Source organism: Microbacterium galbinum, assembly GCF_023091225.1.
Lineage (GTDB): Bacteria > Actinomycetota > Actinomycetes > Actinomycetales > Microbacteriaceae > Microbacterium > Microbacterium galbinum.
On record NZ_JAHWXM010000001.1, the window covers coordinates 748876 to 767407 of the forward strand.

Here is an 18532-nt window from a genome sequence, read left to right on the forward strand (position 1 = left end):
CGTGACCCGAGCCTCGACCCTCCGCGACCGCATCGTCGATGAGATCGAGACCGACGGGTTCGGCGCCCTCGGTCTGCACGTCCTCATCGGCGACGAGACCGCCGAGCATCGTTGGGCGCCCGACGAGCGGATCGACATCCAGTCGGTCGCCAAGGGCGTGTGCGTGCTCGCCGCAGGCATCGCCGCCGACGAAGGGTTGATCTCCGTCGACGAACCCGTGGCGGCCTCCCTTCCCGGATGGGAGCTCGGCGCCGGGGTCGAGGAGGTCACGCTGCGCGACCTGCTCACCATGTCGAGCGGAATCGATCTCCCGTGGTCGGAGACGATGATGACGGACTGGCCCGACCTCGCGGCGGAGTTCCTCCGCCGACCGACGCCCGGACGCACCTTCCAGTACTCGAACGCGAGCACGTACACGGCGATGCGCGTGCTCGCCGAGCACGTGGGCGACGTGCACGCCTACCTCGAACCGCGCCTGTTCGCGCCGCTCGGCATCATCGACACGGAGTGGGAGCGCTGCCCGAACGGCCGAATCGTCGCGGGTGGCGGACTCTTCCTGCGCACCGAGGAGATGGCCCGGATCGGACGCCTCATCCGAGATCGTGGAGAGTGGCAGGGGCACCGCCTGATCGACGCGCACTGGATCGACCGGATGCATTCCGAGTGGCTCGCGTGCGGCCAGAACCCCGGCTACGAGAGGTACGCGCTGGCCGGGTGGGACGGGCCGGGCGCGGGATGGCGCCTGCACGGCGCCTACGGGCAGCTGGTGATCTTCGCCGGCGACGCCGTCGTCACGATCACCGCCCAGGACCATTTCGGGGCGGATGCCGCCACCGCCGCGATCATGCGCATGATCGCGGAGTGACCCGCTCCGCCGCCCGCGCCCGGCGGCGGATCAGGCGAAGAGTTCCGCCCCGATGTACGACCCCGCGGTCGCCCCGCGTGGGATCGCCCAGACCCCCGAGCCGACGTGGCGCAGGTACTCGTTCATGAGGTCGGTCGACAGCCGGCGCTGCAGCGTGATGAACTGCGCGGGGTCGCGCTGGTACGACAGGAAGAAGAGCCCGGCGTCCAGCCGCCCGAGGTCGTTGTTCCCGTCGACGTAGTTGTACCCGCGCCGCAGGATACGGATGCCGTCGTTCTGGTCGGGGTGGGCGAGCCGCACGTGCGCGCTGGCGTCGATCGCGGATCCGGAGAAGTCGGGCTCGGTGAGTTCGGTGCCCCCGGAGAGCGGCGCACCCTCCCCCTTGTCCCGTCCGATGATCGTGTCCTGCTCCGACAGCCGCACGCGATCCCAGGTCTCGATGAGCATCGCGATCTTGCGGGCGACGAGGTAGGACCCGCCCGCCATCCAGGCCGGTTCGTCGGAGTCCGCGACCCAGACGTGGGCGTCGAGCGCGGCGGTGTCGTCGGCGAGGATGTTCGCGGTGCCGTCCTTGAACCCGAAGAGATTGCGCGGAGTGGCTTGCGCCGCGGTGGTGCGCGAGGTCTTGCCGAAGCCCAGTTGCGACCAGCGCAGACGCGCGCGGCCGAAGGCGATGCGGCTGAGGTTGCGGATGGCGTGCACGGCCACCTGGGGATCGTCGGCGCAGGCCTGGATGCAGAGGTCTCCGTGCGAGGCCTGCGGGTCGAGGTCGTCGCCGAGGAAGGCGGGAAGCCGCACGAGAGCGGCGGGACGGGACGCGGCGATCCCGTACCGGTCGCCGTCTTCGTTCTCGAACAGACCGGGACCGAAGCCGATCGTGATCGTGAGCCCGGAAGCAGGGAGGCCCTGCGCCTCGCCGGTATCGTCCGGCGGCTCTTCCGCCGACCCGCCGACCGCTCCCGTCGCGCTGACGTCGAGGCCCTGGGTCATGCGCGATGCCGCGTACGTCCAGTCCTGCAGGAGTGAGACGAGATCGTCGCGATCCGTGCGCGGCATCATGTCGAACGACGCGAAATGCAGGTGATCCTGCACAGGCGTCGTGATCCCCGCCTGATGCTCCCCGAAGAAGTCATAGGCGGCGAGGGCGTCCTCGGCGGCCCGTGCGCGCCCGAGGGCGACGCCGCCGGACAGCCCGGCGCCCGCACCGACGGCCAGGCCCGCGACTCCCCCGCCGATCGCCAGGCCGAGCAGGCCCCGGCGGCTGAGGCCGGTCGGAGCGGATGCCGCGGCCACCGCCTCGCCGGAGGACGAGTCGGCCGCGGCATCCGCTCCTGTGTCGTTCACGTGCGTGATCGTACCCTTCCGTCGATCCCGGTGCTCAGTCGAGAACCGTGCCGGTGAGCTGCGAGAGCGGCTCGGCGAGCGCGTTGATGAGGTCGGTGAATTCGCGCTTGTCGGCATCCGTGAGTTCGGAGTACCCGACGAAGCCGTCGGTCAGCGAGCCGTGCGCCGCGAGCGATTCCTCGAGCGCCGCGTAGCCGGACTCGATCTCCGCGACGAGCGCGGCCCCGTCGTCGCCCTGCGCCTCGGCGAAGTCCTGCACCAGCGAGAACGCCATCTTCGATCCCTCGACGTTCGCGGCGAAGTCGTAGAGGTCGGTGCCCGACCACCAGTCCTCCTCGCCGGAGATCTTGCCCGTCGCGACCTCGTCGAGCAGCGCGATGGCGCCGTTGGAGATTCCGCCGATCCCCTGATCGTCGAGCGTCTCGGTGAAGTCGTCGGAGTGCACGTAGTCGTACAGCTCCTGCACGTCGGCGAGCAGCAGGTCGCCGAAGTCGGCGCGCTCCTCGGTCGTCGACGGCGCCCAATCCTGCCAGGCCGGCGTCTCGCCGTCCGCGTTCAACGCGTCCTGCGCGGGAACCCAGAGGTCCTTCTCGATGCGGTGGAAGCCCGTCCAGTCGAGCCCCTCGGCCACGGCGTCGACTTCGCGGTAGTCGATGCGCGGGTCGAGGTCGCCCAGCGCCTCGGCGACCGGCTCGATGCGCTCGTAGAAGGCGCGCGTGAGGGGGAAAAGGCTCCGAGCGGTGTCGTCATCGCCCGCCTCGTATGCTGCGACGAGGTCCTCGACCGCAGGAACGAGCTGGCCGACCTGGTCCTTCACGAAGGCGGCGTAGAGGTCGACGGCCTGCTGCTTCTGCTCGGCGTCGGGACCGTCGACCGTGACGCGCTCACCGGTGACGGTGAACGGCGACTTGCCGACGCCCTCGCCGATCATCCCCGGCTTGCAGAGCGTGAAGTAGTCGCCCGGCTGAGCCACGACGGTCAGGGTGCGCGAGGCGGAGGGCGCGATGTTCTCGACCTCGCCGACGATTCGCAGCCCGTCGTCGGCGAGCAGATAGAACTCCGAGACCTGACCGCTGTCGTTGGTGACCTCGAACGTCAGGGTGCCGCTCTCGGCCGAGGTGCCCGATACCGAGCATGCGCTGTCGGTCGATGAGACGTCGAAGGCCGCGCCGGCGGTGACATCGCTCTTCGCGACGCAGCCGCTGAGCACGAGCGCGGCCGCGCCCGTCGCGGCGACGGCGCCGAGGATCCGGTGGGAGGTGGTCATGCTGCTCCTTGCTGTGTGGGTGAGGAAACCGATGCGTCCGCGGCGTTCGACGAGACGAGCGGAGCGGATGCCGAGGGACGACGCGAGCGGAGACCGCGCACGAAGAGGAAGCCGACGACCGCGATGTAGACGGCCCAGGCGGTCACCTGCAGCCAGGTCATCCGCGGCATGAAGCCGACGGTGGCCTGCAGGATGGCGGCCCACGCGCTGTCGGGAGCGATCGCCGACGTCACGTCGAACGCCCACCCGAACGGGAACGCCTGCCAGCCGACGGCCACGGCACCGGTCACCGCGTCGATGGGGGCGGCGGCCGTGAACGGTCCGGGGAGTGCCCCGGCCTCCTGCAGATCCATGAACGCGTAGGCGAGCACGCCTCCGGCGACGATCACCAGGAAGCCGCCGGTCCAGGCGAAGAAGCGCCGCAGGTCGAGGCGCACGGCACCGCGCGCGATCAGGGCACCGATCACCACCGCGGCGGCGAGTCCGAGGAGTGCTCCGAGCAGAGCGGAGGGCGCGTCGCCGAACGACTGCACCATCGACCACAGCAGCAGGGTGGTCTCGATCCCCTCGCGGGCGACCGAGACGAAGCCGATCGCGACGAGGGCCCACAGCCCGCCCTGCGTGAGCGCACGGTCGATGCCGCCCTCGAGCGTGGCCTTCATCGTGCGCCCGGCCTTCTGCATCCAGAAGATCATCCACGTCACCATGGCGACCGCGAGCAGCGAGAGCAGCCCGCCGATCAGCTCCTGCGCCACGAAGGTGAGCTCGTACGCCCCGAAGGTCAGGACGGCGCCGATGCCGAGCGCGAGGGCGACCGCGAGGCCGACGCCGGCCCACAGCCGCGGCAGCACGTCACGCCGGCCGAGTCGTCCGAGGTAGGCGACGAGGATGCCGACGACGAGGGCGGCTTCCAGGCCTTCACGGAGGCCGATGAGGAAAGTGGCGAGCACGGAGGGATCTCTCTGCAGAATATTACTGAGGTAAGGCATCCCTTACCTACGAGACTTTAGCACCGCGGTAATCCTCCGCAACACACGCCCGTCCCGGCGCGGCGGCGACGTACTCTCGTGCCATGGCTGAACTCTCGCTCCCGATCCTCGACCTCTCCCAGCTCGACGAGGGACCCGCGGCCGCCGCGCGCTTCCGCGAGGACCTGCGCGCCGCCACGCACGATGTCGGGTTCTTCTACCTCACCGGCACGGGCATCTCCCCCGCTCTCGAGGCACGCCTGCACCGGGCCGCGCTGGACTTCTTCGCACTGCCCGAGGCCGACAAGTTGGCGATCGAGAACGTCAACAGCCCGCACTTCCGCGGGTACACGCGCATCGGTGGCGAGCGGACGCAGGGCAAGGTCGACTGGCGCGAGCAGATCGACATCGGCCCCGAGCGCGACGCGATCGACGGCGGCCCGGCGTTCAACCGCCTCATCGGACCGAACCTCTGGCCCGCCGCGCAGCCCGAGTTGCAGGAGATCGTCGCCGAGTGGCACGCGACCCTCTCGGAGGTCGCGCGCAAGCTCCTGCGCGCGTGGGCCGAGACCCTCGGTGCGGACTCGTCGTACTTCGACGAGCACTTCGGCGAACCCTCCACCCTGATCAAGATCGTCCGCTACCCGGGCACGCATGAGCCGGAACCCCAGCAGGGCGTCGGTGCGCACAAGGACTCCGGTGTGCTCACGCTGCTGTGGGTCGAGCCCGGCAAGGGCGGATTGCAGGTCGAGCGCGACGGCGAGTGGCTCGACGCTCCCCCGGTGCCCGGAGCCTTCGTCGTGAACATCGGCGAGCTCCTCGAGTACGCGACCGGCGGCTATCTCAAGGCCACCAACCACCGCGTCGTCTCTCCGCAGGCGCCGAACGAGCGCATCTCGATCCCGTTCTTCTTCAACCCCGCGCTCGACAAGCGGTTGCCGCTGATCGAGCTCCCCGCCGATCTCGCCGCCGAGGCCACGGGGGTGACCGAGGATCCGAGCAACCCGATCCACGCTCTCTACGGCGAGAACGCGCTCAAGTCGCGTCTGCGCGCACACCCCGACGTCGCGGCGATCCATCATGCCGACCTCGTGGGCGCCGACGCCTGACCCTCACAGCGACGCGCCGCCACCGAGTGCGACGATCTCCCGCAACGCCTGGAGATGACCGGCGAAGGCTTCCCGCCCTTCGCCGGTCGAGCGCACCCACGTTCGCTGCCTGCTCCCCAGACTCGCCTTGCGCACCGTGACGTAACCTGCGGCGTGCAGGTGGCTGATCGACTTGCTCAGCGGCGAATCGGCGCACTGCAGGATCTCGCGCAGCGTCGCGAAGTCGAGTTCGATTCCCTTACTCAGCGTCGCCAACAGCGAGAACCGGAGCGGCGACGCGAAGTTGTCATCGAGTCGCGTGCGCGGATGGGCGGACCGGTCAGCCACGCACACCACGCCCCGGCACGAACGTCAATCCGACGAAGAGCAGCACGACGCCGCATCCGGCGATCACACCCGCCGTCGCTCCACCCTCCGCGCGCCCGACGTCGAAGACCGTCAGCCCGACCAGAAGGGCGAAGCCGATCGCGAGACCCACCTCGTGCGGCCACCGCCAGAGCGCTCCGATGGCGGGAAGACCGAGATCGGTCGCACCGGCGCAGAACCAGGCGAGCACGCACAGGGCGAGCAGCAGCAGCAGGAGCACGCTCGCGAGGACGCCCGCCGGGGCGACGGAGAGCATCAGGAGCGCTCCGAGAACGACACCGACGCCGAGCGTGCCGACACGGGTGAAACGCCACTGCAGTCCGCTGCGCTGAGCGGACCCGCTGAAGATCTGACCGTAGACGAGGAAGGCGAACAGAAGGGCCTGCGCTCCGCCGTCCGCCGACCGGCGAAGTGCGATCACGCTGGCCACGAGGAAGGCGGCCGTGACCACCGCACTGACGATCTGCAACCACGCGAGCGCCCGCCGATCGACGGCGCGCTGCCGACGACCGGTCACCGCTTCTTACTTTCCTCCGGGAAAGCGGGAGCGAGATCAACCCCTCCGGGAAATGACGAAGGCCGCCCCACACCTGGGGCGGCCTTCTCAAGAATGTTCTGCGCGATTGTACGCTGGCGTGCTCTGCCTTATCGGCGAAGACCCAGGCGAGCGATCAGCGAGCGGTAACGCTCGATGTCGACGCTCTGGAGGTAGCCGAGGAGACGACGGCGCTGACCGACGAGCAGGAACAGGCCACGACGCGAGTGGTGGTCGTGCTTGTGCTCCTTCAGGTGCTCGGTGAGGTCCTTGATGCGCTGCGTCAGCATTGCGGCCTGCACCTCGGGGGATCCGGTGTCACCGGGGTGCGTCGCGTACTCTTCGATGATCGCCTTCTTGACGTCTGCTTCGAGTGCCATAGATTCGATCCCCTTTCAGCTTGTTGCGCGGCGCCCGACGCCTGATGCGAGGGCTCTCTTTATCCGCGGCCGATCAAACGGCAACCTGAAGAGTCTACCAGCCCCAGCCCCCTGCCGACGACCGCGATCCGCGCCCACCCGTTCCCCCTCGGATACGCTCGAGAGGTGCAGCACGGCCAGGCATCGCGATGAGCGGATCACGCGGACATCTCATCGACCTCTCCCCTCTGAAGGCGAGCCCCGCGTTCGCTCGGATGTGGATCGGATCGGCCCTCGCCGGCATCGGCGGGCAGCTGACACTCGTCACCGTGATGCTGCACGTGTTCAGCCTCACCGGCAGCACCTTCGCGGTCTCGATGATCGCGGTCGCAGGGCTCGTCCCGATGATCCTCGCCGGACTCTACGGCGGCATGCTCGCCGACGCGTTCGACCGACGACGCGTCGCACTCATCGCCGCGACGGTCACCTTCGCGTCCACAGCGCTGCTCGCCGCGCTGACCTGGACCGGCTCGGAGACGATCTGGTGGCTCTACGCCCTGAGCATGATCACCGCGGCCGCGAACTCGGTCGGCATGGCGACCCGCACCGCCATCGTTCCGCGCCTGATCCCGCGCGACCTGCTCGCGCCGGCATCCGCTCTGAACGGGATCTCGATGGGTCTCACCGTCATGGCGGGCCCGGCCCTCGCCGGGATCCTGGTCGCCCTGACCGGGTACGGATGGACCTACACGATCGACGTCGTCCTCATGCTGTCGATGTTCCTCGGACTCTGGACCCTGCCCGCACTCCGCCCCGAAGGCGACATCGTGCGCCCCGGACTGGCCTCCCTCGTCGATGGCTGGCGATTCCTCCGACGGGCCGGCAACATCCGCATGCAGTACATCGTCGACATCATCGCGATGACCTTCGGCCAGCCGCTCGTGCTCTTTCCCGCCCTCGGCACGATCCTGCTGGGCGGTGGCGCGGTGACGACGGGCCTCCTCACCGCCGCCGTCGCACTGGGCACCTTCGCCTCGAGCCTGTTCTCCGGCCGCGTGGTGCAGTACCGCTGGCACGGACGCGGCATCGCCCGTGCCGTCCAGGCGTACGGCGCGTCAATCCTGGCGTTCGGGATCGTCCTACTCACGGGCGTCTTCCTCCCGCCGGCTTCCGAGGCCGCACCGAACATCGCCCTCATCGTCGTGGCGTGCATCGCACTCGCGTTCTCCGGAGCGGCCGACAACGTGAGCTCGATCTACCGCAACACCATGATGCAGGCGGCGGTGCCCGATGCCATGCGCGGCCGCCTCCAGGGCGTCTTCATCGTCGTCGTGGCGGGTGGGCCCCGGGTCGGCGCGCTGTACGCAGGCACCCTCTCGACGTTCACAGCGCTCTGGTTCCCGCCCGTGCTGGGCGGGGTGATCGTGATCGCGCTGGTCGCCGTCCTCATGCGGCGCAGCGCGCGCTTCCGCGACTACGATGCAGAAAACCCCGAGCCGTGAACGGCCCGGGGTCCTCATCGCACGCGGATCAGTCCTGCTGCAGTGCAGCCTGCAGGTCGAGGTTGATCGTGACGTCCTTGCCGACGAGCACGCCGCCGGTCTCGAGGGCGGCGTTCCACGTCAAGCCGAAGTCCTCGCGGTTGATGACGGCCTTGGCCGATGCGCCGGCCTTGTAGTTGCCCCACGGGTCGGAACCGAAGCCTCCGAAGTCGACCTCGAAGCTGACGGGCTTGGTGATGCCGCGGATGGTGAGGTCACCGTCGACGTACAGCTCGCCGTTCTCGGCACGGGCACCGGTGGAGACGAAGTCCATGGTCGGGAAGTTCTCGGTGTCGAAGAAGTCGCCCGAACGCAGGTGCTGGTCGCGACCCTCGTCCTTCGTGTCGACGGACGAGACGTCGACGCTCGCCTCGACCTTGGTCTCGAGCGGGTTCTCGGGAGCGATCAGCGTCGCGCTCTTCACGCCGAAGGTGCCGCGCACCTTCGAGATCATCATGTGACGGACGCTGAAGGTGACCTCGCTGTGGGAGGGGTCGAGGACGTAGGTGCCGGGGCGGTAGCCGGGGATGTCGATGCTGGTCATGGGATCTCCTTGGGACGTGGGGGCCGCTCGAATGGCGACAGGAAAGGGAACCGTGCTCTCGAAAGATATATTCCCATGAATAAGAATCTCCTGAGTGCAACGGAAGACGCCCCGCCCGCGAACGGGACGAGGCGTCTTCGTGAACGCCGTGGGATCAGCCGACGGCGACGAGGTCGATGATGAAGATCAGCGACTTGCCGGAGAGGAAGTGTCCTCCCCCGGCCGGTCCGTAGGCGAGGTGCGGCGGGATGGTGAGCTCGCGACGGCCGCCGACCTTCATGCCGGGGATGCCGTCCTGCCAGCCCTGGATCAGGCCGCGCAGGGGGAACTGGATGGTCTCACCGCGGCCCCACGAGGAGTCGAACTCCTCGCCGGACTCGAACTCGACACCGGCGTAGTGCACGGTGACGGTGTCGCCGGGCTTGGCCTCGGTGCCGTCACCCTCGATGATGTCGCGGATGACCAGCTCTGCGGGGGCAGGACCGGTGGGGGCGTCGAACTCGGGCTTCGTACGATCAGTCATGACTCCATCCAACCCGAGTGGACGCCGACCGGTCAACGCGACCGCACCTGCTCACAGCGAACACCCGACGAAGTCGCCCTTGACACTCCCGGGAGGCGGGTGCACCCTGGTTTCAAGCCAACTCAGCGCCCGGGAGACATGCAGGCATCGCCGCAGCACCGGGCGCTGAGTCTGTTCGGGGCGGGGTCCCACCCCGGGTCGCTCAGTACGCGAGCAGCGCGGCGCGCGTCGCACGGGTGCGGATGAGGAGCGCGCGCTCGTCGTCCGACGCGAGCGGATCCCGTCCGGTGATCGCCCGCTGGCGGACGGATGCCAGCGTCGTCGCGTCCTTGATGAACTCGCGCATCAGGGGTCGACGATCTCCGCGCAACCGCGCCGCCCAGGCCATTCCGACCTTGCGCCCCGCCGGTGTCGCGAGCATCGTGACCTCCTCGGGAGTGAACCACCCCGCTGCCGCGTAGTCGCTCAGACGCGCCTTCGTCAGTCGCGCCTCCTCCCGGCGCAGCGCGACGATGCCGATGATGAAGCCGGCGAACAGCGGGACCTGCAGCGTGAAATACAGCAGGAAGAAGTCGGCGTAGGTCGCGGATCCGTTCCACAGCGCGTGCAGCAGGATCGCGCCCAGCAGGCCGAGGAGCCCCGCGCCGAGGGCCGCCCATGCCGAGGAGTGGCGGCGTGCTGCGAGTCCGATCGCGAGTCCCGTCAGTGACGTGAACATCGCATGGGCGAACGGAGAGAGGAGCGCGCGTACGACGAAGGTCACCGAGAGCTGCTCTCCCCCGCCCTCGATCAGGCTGATCGCGAAGTACTGGATGTTCTCGGTGAACGCGAACCCCGCGCCGACGAGCGCGCCGTAGACGACGCCGTCGATCGGACCGTCGAACGCGCGACGTGCCACGAGGAAGATGAGGAAGACGCCGAATCCCTTCCAGAACTCCTCGACGATGGGCGCCTGCACGACCGCGGCCAGCTCCTCCGAGCGGAAACCGAAGGCGAAGGTGAGCGCGAGATCGACCAGCAGTGTGAGGCCGACCGCAGCGACGGCACCCCACGCGATCGCGAAGATCACGAGACTCTTAGGCTCGGGCTCCCATCGATCGATCAGTCTCACGCCGAGGAACACGATCGCGAGCGGGATGAGCGCGAGCACCAGCCCGATGACGGATGCCGAGGGCCCGAGTGCCACGACGAAGTACCCGATCAGCGCCAGGAGGAGGAGCCCGAGGAATCCGAAGAGCCAGATCGATACGCTGCGCCCCTTGCGCGTCGGCACGGGGAGCGCCGGCAGCCCCTCGGCGGGAGAGGGCGCGGCCGGAGCGGGCGGCGTGTACGGCGTCGGCTGCGCGAGAGCGGAGGCATAGGCCGGCTGCTGCGAGAACTGCCGAGGCATGTACGCCGACTGCGCGTACTGCTGCTGCGAGAACTGGGGGGCGGGCGCCTGCTGCGGGGCGGGAGGCTGCTGCACGGCTGGAGGCTGCTGCGGAGCGGGAGGCTGCTGCGGAGCGGGAGGCTGCTGCGGAGCGGGAGGCTGCTGCGGGGCCGGCGGCGGGGTGTACGGCGAGGGCTGCTGCGGCTGGGACGGTCCTCCGAAACTCATAGCCACGAGCATAGGGGCCACAGCGGTGCCGGTAGCGGTATACCGGACGCCTCCGCGGACAGGGCGCAGCCACCGGGTAGCGTAGAGGCATGCGGTTCGCTCATCTGCGCCGTCCGGATTCCCTCTCTGCGGTTCTCGCCGTGGTGGAAGACGCCGACGCCATCCTCGTCTCCGACCTCCTCACCGACGCTCCGGCGACGCTGCAGCAGCTCATCGAACGCGGGGACACCGCACTCGACCTGCTCCGCTCCGCCCTCGCCGACGGCGCCGCGCCCCGGCATCCGCTCGCCGATTGGTCGTTCGCCTCGGCGGTTCTGGCGCCCCCGGCCGTGCTGGCCGTGGGACTGAACTACGCGGCCCACTCGAGCGAGCTGGGTCTCAAGACCGACGCCGCACCGACCGTCTTCACCCTGTGGCCGAACTCGCTGACGGGTCACCAGCAGACGACCTCCTGGCCCCGCGCCCTCAGCGAAGCGGTCGACTACGAGGCGGAGCTCGGTGTTCTGATCGGCACCCCGGCGAAGAACGTCGCGGCGAGCGATGCACTCTCCCACGTCTGGGGCTATACGGTCGTCAACGACATCACCGCGCGGAACATCCAGTTCGCGGAGGCGCAGTGGTCGCGTTGCAAGTCCTTCGACGGCTTCACTCCGACGGGTCCCTTCGCGGTGACCGCCGACGAGATCGCCGACCCGCAGGATCTGCACATCTGGACCGTCGTCGACGGTCACACCGTGCAGGACGCGACGACCGGCCAGATGGTGCGCTCGGTCGCGACGCTCATCGCGCACCTCTCGCAGTCGCTCACGCTGCTGCCCGGCACGCTCATCTCCACCGGCAGCCCGGGCGGTGCCGGCTACTCCCGCGATCCGCAGATCTTCCTCCGCGACCGTTCGACCGTCACCGTCGGCATCGACGGCATCGGCGAACTCACGACGCACTGCCGCATCCTCGACTGATCGTCGTCGGTGCGCGGAATCGCAGAAGGGCGGATGCCGAAGCATCCGCCCTTCTGCCGTCTCCGCTCAGATCTCGATGAGATCGTCGGTCGGGATGATCGGGATCGCGGCCGTGACGGCCTCGAGTCCGGACAGACGCGCGGGCGACAGCTGCTTGGTGACCTCTTCCCGCGACATGAGGCCGGCCTCGACGACCAGGTCGGCGACGCTCCGGTTGGTGAGCAGAGCGGTCTTCGCGAGCGCTGCCGCGGCCGCGTACCCGATGAAGGGGGTGAGCGCCGTGATCACGCCGACCGAGGCACCCACCATGGTCCCGAGGCGGTCGCGGTTGGCCGTGATGCCGTCGACGCAGTTCACCCGGAGGGTCCACATCGCCTGGCGCATCCAGGTGATCGACTGGAAGATCGAGTGCGCGATCACCGGCTCGAAGGCATTGAGCTGGAGCTGCCCGCCCTCGACCGCCATCGTCACCGTCATGTCCGCGCCCACGACGGCGAAGGCGACCTGGTTGACGACCTCGGGGATCACGGGGTTGACCTTGCCCGGCATGATGCTCGAGCCCGCCTGGCGGGCGGGGAGGTTGATCTCGCCGAAACCGGCCTGCGGTCCCGACGAGAGCAGGCGCAGGTCGTTGCAGATCTTCGAGAGCTTGATGGCGTTGCGCTTGAGCGACGACGAGAACGACATGAACGCACCGGTGTCGCTCGTCGACTCGACGAGGTCGGTGGCGGTCTCGAGGTCGAGGCCGGTGATCTCACGCAGGTGCTTGAGGACGGCGGGCGCGTAGTCGGAGTGGGTCGTGATGCCGGTGCCGATCGCCGTCGCGCCCATGTTGATCTCGAACATGAGCGAGGCGTTCTCGGTGAGCCGGCTGTGATCCTCGCCGAGGGTCGTCGCGAAACCGTGGAACTCCTGGCCGAGCGTCATCGGCACGGCGTCCTGCAACTGCGTGCGTCCGACCTTCAGTACGTCGTGGAACTCCCCTGACTTCGCCAGGAACGATCGGCGCAGCAGGTCGAGCTCCTCGAGCAGCGCCCGCAGGGTCAGCGACAGGCCGATCTTCACGGCGGTCGGGTACACGTCGTTGGTGGACTGGCTGCGGTTGGTGTGGTCGATCGGCGAGAGGAACGCGTAGTCGCCCTTCTCGTGTCCCGCCATCTCGAGCGCGATGTTGGTGATGACCTCGTTCGCGTTCATGTTCGTCGAGGTGCCGGCACCGCCCTGGATCACCCCGACCGTGAACTGGTCGTGGAACTCGCCGTCGATGACGCGCTGGGCCGCGCGGTCGATCAGATCCGCCCGCTCCGGGTCGAGCACTCCGATCTCGCGATTCGCGCGGGCACTGGCCTGCTTGACCATCGCGAGGGCGCGAACGAGATCCGGGTAGACCGAGATCGGGCGCTTCGTGATCGGGAAGTTCTCGTCGGCGCGGGCGGTGTGGATGCCCCAGTACGCGTCGGCGGGAATCTCCATGCTCCCGAGGGAGTCGGTCTCAGTACGGGTCAGGGTCGGCGCGGCAGATGCCATGTCACATCCTTGTGGGTCGTGGCGAATGAGTGGAGTGGGGGATGACTCCAGTCTACGCCCGCGCCTTCGCCGCGCTCGGGGCACCGCATCAGCGCGTCGGCTTCCGCGAGAACGCCTCCAGACGCGCCTCGGGATCCAGCGCCGCCATCTTCTCGAGCCACGCCTCCGAGAAGTACTCGCCGGTGGGCGCCGTCGTCACCGGCACGACGGTATGCGTGATGGTGTCGGGGTACACGTGCACGAGGTTGAACGCTTGCGCGGCATCCATCCCGTTGACCTCGGCCGCCGGACGCGCGACGTTCATGGTGTAGCAGGTGGCGGAGGCGACGCTCACGGGCACCCCGGCGAACACCCCGGTCGACGAGTAGTGGAGGTGGCCGGCGAGGATACCGCGTACATCACTCCCCCGGATCACGGCCTCGAGCTTCTCCTGATGGCGCAGTTCGAGGATGTCGAACAGCGGGAGGTGGCTCGGCAGGGGCGGGTGGTGCATGGCCAGCAGCGTGCCCTGCGGAGCCGGGGTCCGCAGAACGTCGGCGAGCCAGGCGAGCTGGCCGTCGTCGAGGTCGCCGTGGTGCCAGCCGGGCACCGAGGTGTCGAGCGCGATGATGCGCAGGCCGTCGATCTCCCAGACACCCGTGACGGGCTCCTCCGTCGCGGGCGCGTCCAGCAGTCCCTCCCGCAGCGCGGGTCGCTCGTCGTGGTTGCCCGCGACCCAGATCACCCGCGTCCCGAGTTCCCGGGCGACCGGCTCGACCGCGGCACGCAGGCGACGATAGGCGTCGGGCTCCCCCAGATCGGTCAGGTCACCGGTGAGGACGATCGCTGCCGGAGAGGGGTGAACCGCTCGGATGGCGACCAGCGTGCGCGCGAACGTGTCGTCGACGTTGTAGCGCCCGCCCAAGCGCGCGCCTCCGGCGAGGAAGTGCGGGTCGCTGACATGGATGATCGTGTGCGACGCCGGCTGATGCCGACCGAAGACGTAGGGCCCTGGCATGGCACCAGCCTACGACGGGGGTGGGACGCCGGAGCGCCCTGGGCCGTCAGTGGCCGACGACGATGATGATGATGCCGGCGACGACCGCGAGCGCGCAGAGGGCGAAGCATCCGTACGCACCGACGAGCGACAGGCGCTTCTGCCCGTCGGTGAGCGGACTCTTGCGCGCCGCCTTGGCGGCCTGCTTCTCGGCTCGCCGGAGGTCCTTCTCGGTGATGACCGTGATCGCGTCCGTGAACTCCGCGGGGCTCACGACGGGAGCGTGCCCGCTGCGCACCAGCAGGCGCAGACCCAAGGCGTAGAAGGTGACGATCGCGACGGCGCCGATCAGCGCCGCGACGAACACCTGGAAGAAGGCGAGCCAATCGATGGAGACGCTCATTCGCCCGTTCCCTTCTCGGTGCCGGCCTCGTCGCGGACCGCGGTCGTGCTCGTCGTGCGCGTGCCGTTCTTGCCCTGCGCACGCGCATCCGCCTTCGCCTGCTTGCGGGCCTTGGCTTCGGCCTTGGCCTGCTCGATCCGCTGCTGGCGGCGCGTGGGCGGCGGGGCATCCGGCAGATCGATCGCGAGGCCGGACTCGGCCACATCGCTCATCGCGTTCGCGGGCGTGACCGCGTCACGCCGCGAGCGCAGGAAGAGCCCGATGATGACGGCGAGGGCGAGGACCGCGTCGATCGCGATTCCCCAGCCTCCGAGCCAGAGGGCGATGAGCGCGGCCAGCGCGCCGACCGCGCCGGCGGCCGGAAGCGTGAGGAGCCATCCGATCGCGATGCGACCGGCCGTCCGCCAGCGCACCGTCGACCCGCGGCGGCCCAGACCGGAACCGATCACCGAGCCGGAGGCGACCTGCGTCGTCGAGAGCGCGAAGCCGAATGCGCTCGAGGCGAGGATCGTCGCCGCCGTCGCGCTCTCGGCCGAGAAGCCCTGCGCCGGCTTCACGTCGGTGAGGCCCTTGCCGAGGGTGCGGATGATCCGCCATCCGCCGAGGTACGTGCCGAGAGCGATCGTCACCGCACAGGCGATGATCACCCAGAGGTACGGGTCGGCCTGATCGGCGTTCTGCCATCCCACGGTGATGAGGGCCAGGGTGATGACACCCATCGTCTTCTGCGCGTCATTGGTTCCGTGCGCGAGTGCGACGAGCGAGGACGTGAAGATCTGCCCCCAGCGGAAACCGTCACGGCCGTCGGGCTTGCCGTCGTAGCGACGGGTGATCGAGTACGCCGCCTTGGTGGCGACGAAGGCGATGATCCCGGCGGTGACCGGCGCGATCAGAGCGGGAAGGATAATCTTCGACAGCACCATCCCGAAGTCGATGCCCTGCACGCCCACGCCCACCAGCGTGGCGCCGATGAGACCGCCGAACAGCGCGTGCGACGAGCTCGAGGGCAGCCCGAGCAGCCACGTGAGCATGTTCCAGGTGATCGCGCCGATGAGCCCGGCGAAGATCATCGGCAGGAAGACGGCGGCTTGGATGCCGTCCTCGTGGATGATCCCGTGCGAGACGGTCTTGGAGACCTCGGTCGACAGGAAGGCGCCGACGAGGTTCAGCACCGCGGCGAGGAGCACGGCGGTCTTGGGCTTGAGGGCACCGGTGGCGATGGGCGTGGCCATCGCGTTCGCGGTGTCGTGGAAGCCGTTGGTGAAGTCGAAGAAGAGTGCCAGCAGGATCACCAGCACGACGAGGAGGGCTGCGGTTTCCACCGTTCGCTTTCGGTCGTTGAGGAAGAGGGAGATGTCGACGAGATCGACGTGACGAACGAAGAGTTCACCGTGGGTTTGACTTCCGTTAACCGGCCCCGTTGAATCCTCCCACCGTCCCCGGTGCCGGTCAACTCGACCTGGGATAGCGTGGAGCGGTGACCAACGCCCCGATCGCAGACCGACGCTCGACCCTCCGCACCCACCACGGCGACACGTTCGACGACCCGTACGAATGGTTGCGCGAGAAGGAGTCCCCCGAGGTCGTCGCGCACCTCGAGGCCGAGAACGCGCACACGGATGCCGAGACCGCGCACCTCGCCGGACTCCGCGAGACGCTGTTCGAGGAGATCAAGGGCCGCGTGCAGGAGACCGATCTCTCGGTGCCGACCCGCCGCGGCGACTGGTGGTACTACAGCCGCACGGTCGAGGGGGCGCAGTACCCGATCCACTGCCGTGCGGCGGCCGACGCCGACGACTGGACTCCCCCGCAGCTGACGCCGAACGTCGCCGTTCCCGGCGAGGTCGTGCTCCTCGACGGGAACGTCGAGGCCGAGGGTCACGAGTTCTTCTCCCTCGGAGCGTTCGACACCTCCGACGACGCGACGAAGCTGCTCTGGTCGACCGACTTCGAGGGCGACGAGGTCTACACGATCCGTGTGCGCGACCTCACCACCGGCGAGACCCTGGCCGACGAGATCCCGAACACCGCCGGCGCGTTCTTCACGCCCGACGGCTCGGCCATCCTCTACACGACGCGCGACGACGCCTGGCGTCCCGACACTCTCTGGCTGCACGCGCTCGGAACCCCGGTGTCCGAGGACGTCCAGCTGTTCCACGAACCCGACGAGAAGTTCTGGCTCGGCGCGGGCATCACCCGCAGCCGGAAGTACCTGGTCATCGGCGTCGGCTCGAGCATCACGAGCGAGGAGTACCTGGTCGATCTCGCCGGGCCTCTCACGGCGGCGCCGCGGATCGTCTGGCCGCGCGCCGAAGGCGTCGAGTACTCGGTCGAGCACGCGGTCGTCGATGGTGAGGACCGGCTGCTCATCCTCCACAACGACGATGCCCTCGACTTCGAACTGGTCTCGGTCGCGGCCGAGGCACCCCAGGGTGCGCGACGCATCATCCTGCCGCACGAGCCCGGTCGGCGGCTGCTCGGCGTCGATGCGTTCCGCGACTTCGCGACGGTCGAGTACCGGGCGGAAGGCCTGGAGCGGGTGGGTCTGCTCGACTACACGACGGATGCCGTCGCGGACATCCCCTTCGACGAACCGCTGTACTCGGCCGGAGTGAGCGGCAACCCGGAGTGGCACTCCCCCTTCCTCCGCATCGGGTACACGTCGTTCGTCACTCCGGGCACCGTGTACGACCTCGACCTCGCGACGAAGGAGCTGCTGCTCCGCAAGCGCGTCACCGTACTCGGCGGCTACGACCCGACCGAGTACGGGCAGCGGCGGGACTGGGCGACGGCCGACGACGGCACCCGAGTGCCGATCTCGCTGGTGTGGAAGAAGGAGTTCGGAGCCCCGGGCGAAACTCCGCGCCCTCTGCACCTCTACGGCTACGGCTCCTACGAGCACTCGATCGATCCCGGGTTCTCGGTGGCCCGCCTGTCGGAGCTCGATCGCGGCGTCGTCTTCGCCGTGGCGCACGTCCGCGGCGGCGGCGAGATGGGCCGCCAGTGGTACGAGGACGGCAAGCTGCTGCACAAGCGCAACACCTTCACGGACTTCGTCGCGAGCGCGCGTCACCTCGTCGACACCGGGGTGACCGCTCCCGACCGCCTCGTCGCCGAGGGCGGCAGCGCCGGCGGACTCCTGATGGGCGCCGTCACCAACCTCGCTCCCGAACTGTTCACCGGCGTGCTCGCCGCCGTCCCGTTCGTGGACGCCCTCACGACCATCCTCGATCCGTCGCTCCCCCTCACCGTCATCGAGTGGGACGAGTGGGGCGATCCACTCCACGACGCCGACGTCTACGCGTACATGAAGTCCTACTCGCCGTACGAGAACGTCCGCGACGGCGTGCAGTACCCGCGCATCCTCGCGGTGACGTCGCTCAACGACACGCGCGTCCTCTACGTCGAGCCGGCGAAGTGGGTCGCCCGTCTGCGGGAGGCCGGAGCATCCGACGTCCTGCTCAAATGCGAGATGGTCGCCGGGCACGGCGGGGTCAGCGGGCGCTACAACTCCTGGCGAGAGCGTGCGTTCGAGCTCGCCTGGCTGCTCGACACGCTCGGTCTCGCCGACTGACCGCGCGAAGAGAAGGCGATCGCGCCGCATGAGTCCGTTCCGTCGAGGAGCGGCCCGATGCGGCGCGATCGCCTG

Annotated in this window: 18 protein-coding genes; 5 read left to right on the forward strand and 13 right to left on the reverse strand. The window is 69.0% G+C overall.

Going from position 1 to position 18532, the window contains the following annotated elements; genetic code table 11:
- Position 1 precedes the first annotated feature (1 nt).
- On the forward strand, positions 2-865 hold the full coding sequence (locus KZC52_RS03785; RefSeq protein WP_247622729.1) for a serine hydrolase domain-containing protein: 864 nt from the start codon (positions 2-4) through the stop codon (positions 863-865).
- A 30-nt stretch (positions 866-895) separates the two neighbouring features.
- Here KZC52_RS03785 and efeB read toward each other — a convergent pair whose 3' ends face one another.
- Genes efeB through efeU form a run of 3 tightly spaced genes read right to left on the reverse strand, consistent with a single transcriptional unit; the run spans position 896 to position 4426 of the window.
- Positions 896-2209 carry an iron uptake transporter deferrochelatase/peroxidase subunit gene (efeB, locus tag KZC52_RS03790; RefSeq protein ID WP_247622730.1) on the reverse strand — a complete coding sequence of 438 codons (1314 nt, stop codon included), beginning with the start codon at positions 2207-2209 and terminating at the stop codon, positions 896-898.
- Positions 2210-2243: 34 nt separating this feature from the next.
- Entirely contained in the window at positions 2244-3476 is a 1233-nt protein-coding gene (gene efeO, locus KZC52_RS03795; RefSeq protein WP_247622731.1) for an iron uptake system protein EfeO, read from the reverse strand.
- On the reverse strand, positions 3473-4426 hold the full coding sequence (gene efeU / locus KZC52_RS03800) for an iron uptake transporter permease EfeU (protein ID WP_247622732.1): 954 nt from the start codon (positions 4424-4426) through the stop codon (positions 3473-3475). Before efeU ends, efeO begins: the two co-directional genes overlap by 4 nt.
- 122 nt (positions 4427-4548) lie before the next feature.
- On the opposite strand from efeU, the gene KZC52_RS03805 reads away from it, so the two are divergent.
- Complete coding sequence (locus tag KZC52_RS03805) at positions 4549-5553, forward strand: isopenicillin N synthase family dioxygenase (protein WP_247622733.1); 1005 nt, start codon at positions 4549-4551, stop codon at positions 5551-5553.
- 3 nt (positions 5554-5556) lie between these two features.
- Here KZC52_RS03805 and KZC52_RS03810 read toward each other — a convergent pair whose 3' ends face one another.
- The 3 genes from KZC52_RS03810 to rpsO all read right to left on the reverse strand — a co-directional run bounded on the left by KZC52_RS03810 (position 5557) and on the right by rpsO (position 6834).
- The gene (locus KZC52_RS03810; RefSeq protein ID WP_247622734.1) at positions 5557-5880 is read right to left on the reverse strand and encodes a transcriptional regulator; all 324 of its coding nucleotides are present in this window, start codon (positions 5878-5880) and stop codon (positions 5557-5559) included.
- Positions 5873-6436: a hypothetical protein gene (locus KZC52_RS03815; protein WP_247622735.1), complete on the reverse strand. Its 564-nt coding sequence runs from the start codon at positions 6434-6436 to the stop codon at positions 5873-5875. The genes KZC52_RS03810 and KZC52_RS03815 overlap by 8 nt, the downstream gene beginning before the upstream one ends.
- Before the next feature lie 128 nt (positions 6437-6564).
- Positions 6565-6834: a 30S ribosomal protein S15 gene (gene rpsO, locus KZC52_RS03820; RefSeq protein WP_017203073.1), complete on the reverse strand. Its 270-nt coding sequence runs from the start codon at positions 6832-6834 to the stop codon at positions 6565-6567.
- Positions 6835-7022: 188 nt separating this feature from the next.
- On the opposite strand from rpsO, the gene KZC52_RS03825 reads away from it, so the two are divergent.
- A complete protein-coding gene (locus KZC52_RS03825) occupies positions 7023-8315 on the forward strand; it encodes an MFS transporter (RefSeq protein ID WP_247622736.1) in 1293 nt (430 codons plus the stop codon).
- A gap of 28 nt (positions 8316-8343) precedes the next feature.
- Here the strand turns inward: KZC52_RS03825 and KZC52_RS03830 are convergent, their stop codons facing one another.
- From KZC52_RS03830 to KZC52_RS03840, 3 genes are all read right to left on the reverse strand, one after another.
- Positions 8344-8898, reverse strand: coding sequence for a YceI family protein (locus KZC52_RS03830; RefSeq protein WP_247622737.1), 555 nt, complete (start codon positions 8896-8898; stop codon positions 8344-8346).
- Positions 8899-9052: 154 nt separating this feature from the next.
- A complete protein-coding gene (locus tag KZC52_RS03835) occupies positions 9053-9421 on the reverse strand; it encodes an FKBP-type peptidyl-prolyl cis-trans isomerase (protein ID WP_247622738.1) in 369 nt (122 codons plus the stop codon).
- Positions 9422-9623: 202 nt separating this feature from the next.
- Positions 9624-11018, reverse strand: coding sequence for a PrsW family intramembrane metalloprotease (locus KZC52_RS03840; RefSeq protein WP_247622739.1), 1395 nt, complete (start codon positions 11016-11018; stop codon positions 9624-9626).
- A gap of 89 nt (positions 11019-11107) precedes the next feature.
- Between KZC52_RS03840 and KZC52_RS03845 the strand changes: the two genes are divergently transcribed.
- Positions 11108-11977, forward strand: a complete 870-nt coding sequence (locus KZC52_RS03845) for a fumarylacetoacetate hydrolase family protein (protein ID WP_247622740.1) — start codon at positions 11108-11110, stop codon at positions 11975-11977.
- Between the two features lie 66 nt (positions 11978-12043).
- Here the strand turns inward: KZC52_RS03845 and KZC52_RS03850 are convergent, their stop codons facing one another.
- From KZC52_RS03850 to KZC52_RS03865, 4 genes are all read right to left on the reverse strand, one after another.
- On the reverse strand, positions 12044-13504 hold the full coding sequence (locus tag KZC52_RS03850; protein WP_247622741.1) for an aspartate ammonia-lyase: 1461 nt from the start codon (positions 13502-13504) through the stop codon (positions 12044-12046).
- A gap of 88 nt (positions 13505-13592) precedes the next feature.
- A complete protein-coding gene (locus tag KZC52_RS03855; RefSeq protein ID WP_247622742.1) occupies positions 13593-14501 on the reverse strand; it encodes a phosphodiesterase in 909 nt (302 codons plus the stop codon).
- A gap of 46 nt (positions 14502-14547) precedes the next feature.
- Positions 14548-14883, reverse strand: a complete 336-nt coding sequence (locus KZC52_RS03860; RefSeq protein ID WP_247622743.1) for a peptidase — start codon at positions 14881-14883, stop codon at positions 14548-14550.
- Complete coding sequence (locus tag KZC52_RS03865) at positions 14880-16205, reverse strand: inorganic phosphate transporter (RefSeq protein WP_247622744.1); 1326 nt, start codon at positions 16203-16205, stop codon at positions 14880-14882. Before KZC52_RS03865 ends, KZC52_RS03860 begins: the two co-directional genes overlap by 4 nt.
- 155 nt (positions 16206-16360) lie before the next feature.
- On the opposite strand from KZC52_RS03865, the gene KZC52_RS03870 reads away from it, so the two are divergent.
- On the forward strand, positions 16361-18457 hold the full coding sequence (locus tag KZC52_RS03870) for a S9 family peptidase (protein WP_247622745.1): 2097 nt from the start codon (positions 16361-16363) through the stop codon (positions 18455-18457).
- Positions 18458-18532: the final 75 nt, after the last annotated feature.

Excerpts from the sequence above, each read along its gene's own strand:
- efeO (WP_247622731.1), bottom strand. The coding sequence starts at position 3,476 with ATGACCACCTCCCACCGGATCCTCGGCGCCGTCGCCGCGACGGGCGCG.
- KZC52_RS03805 (WP_247622733.1), top strand. The coding sequence starts at position 4,549 with ATGGCTGAACTCTCGCTCCCGATCCTCGACCTCTCCCAGCTCGACGAG.
- rpsO (WP_017203073.1), bottom strand. The coding sequence starts at position 6,834 with ATGGCACTCGAAGCAGACGTCAAGAAGGCGATCATCGAAGAGTACGCG.
- KZC52_RS03825 (WP_247622736.1), top strand. The coding sequence starts at position 7,023 with ATGAGCGGATCACGCGGACATCTCATCGACCTCTCCCCTCTGAAGGCG.
- KZC52_RS03830 (WP_247622737.1), bottom strand. The coding sequence starts at position 8,898 with ATGACCAGCATCGACATCCCCGGCTACCGCCCCGGCACCTACGTCCTC.
- KZC52_RS03835 (WP_247622738.1), bottom strand. The coding sequence starts at position 9,421 with ATGACTGATCGTACGAAGCCCGAGTTCGACGCCCCCACCGGTCCTGCC.
- KZC52_RS03840 (WP_247622739.1), bottom strand. The coding sequence starts at position 11,018 with ATGAGTTTCGGAGGACCGTCCCAGCCGCAGCAGCCCTCGCCGTACACC.
- KZC52_RS03845 (WP_247622740.1), top strand. The coding sequence starts at position 11,108 with ATGCGGTTCGCTCATCTGCGCCGTCCGGATTCCCTCTCTGCGGTTCTC.
- KZC52_RS03850 (WP_247622741.1), bottom strand. The coding sequence starts at position 13,504 with ATGGCATCTGCCGCGCCGACCCTGACCCGTACTGAGACCGACTCCCTC.
- KZC52_RS03855 (WP_247622742.1), bottom strand. The coding sequence starts at position 14,501 with ATGCCAGGGCCCTACGTCTTCGGTCGGCATCAGCCGGCGTCGCACACG.
- KZC52_RS03860 (WP_247622743.1), bottom strand. The coding sequence starts at position 14,883 with ATGAGCGTCTCCATCGATTGGCTCGCCTTCTTCCAGGTGTTCGTCGCG.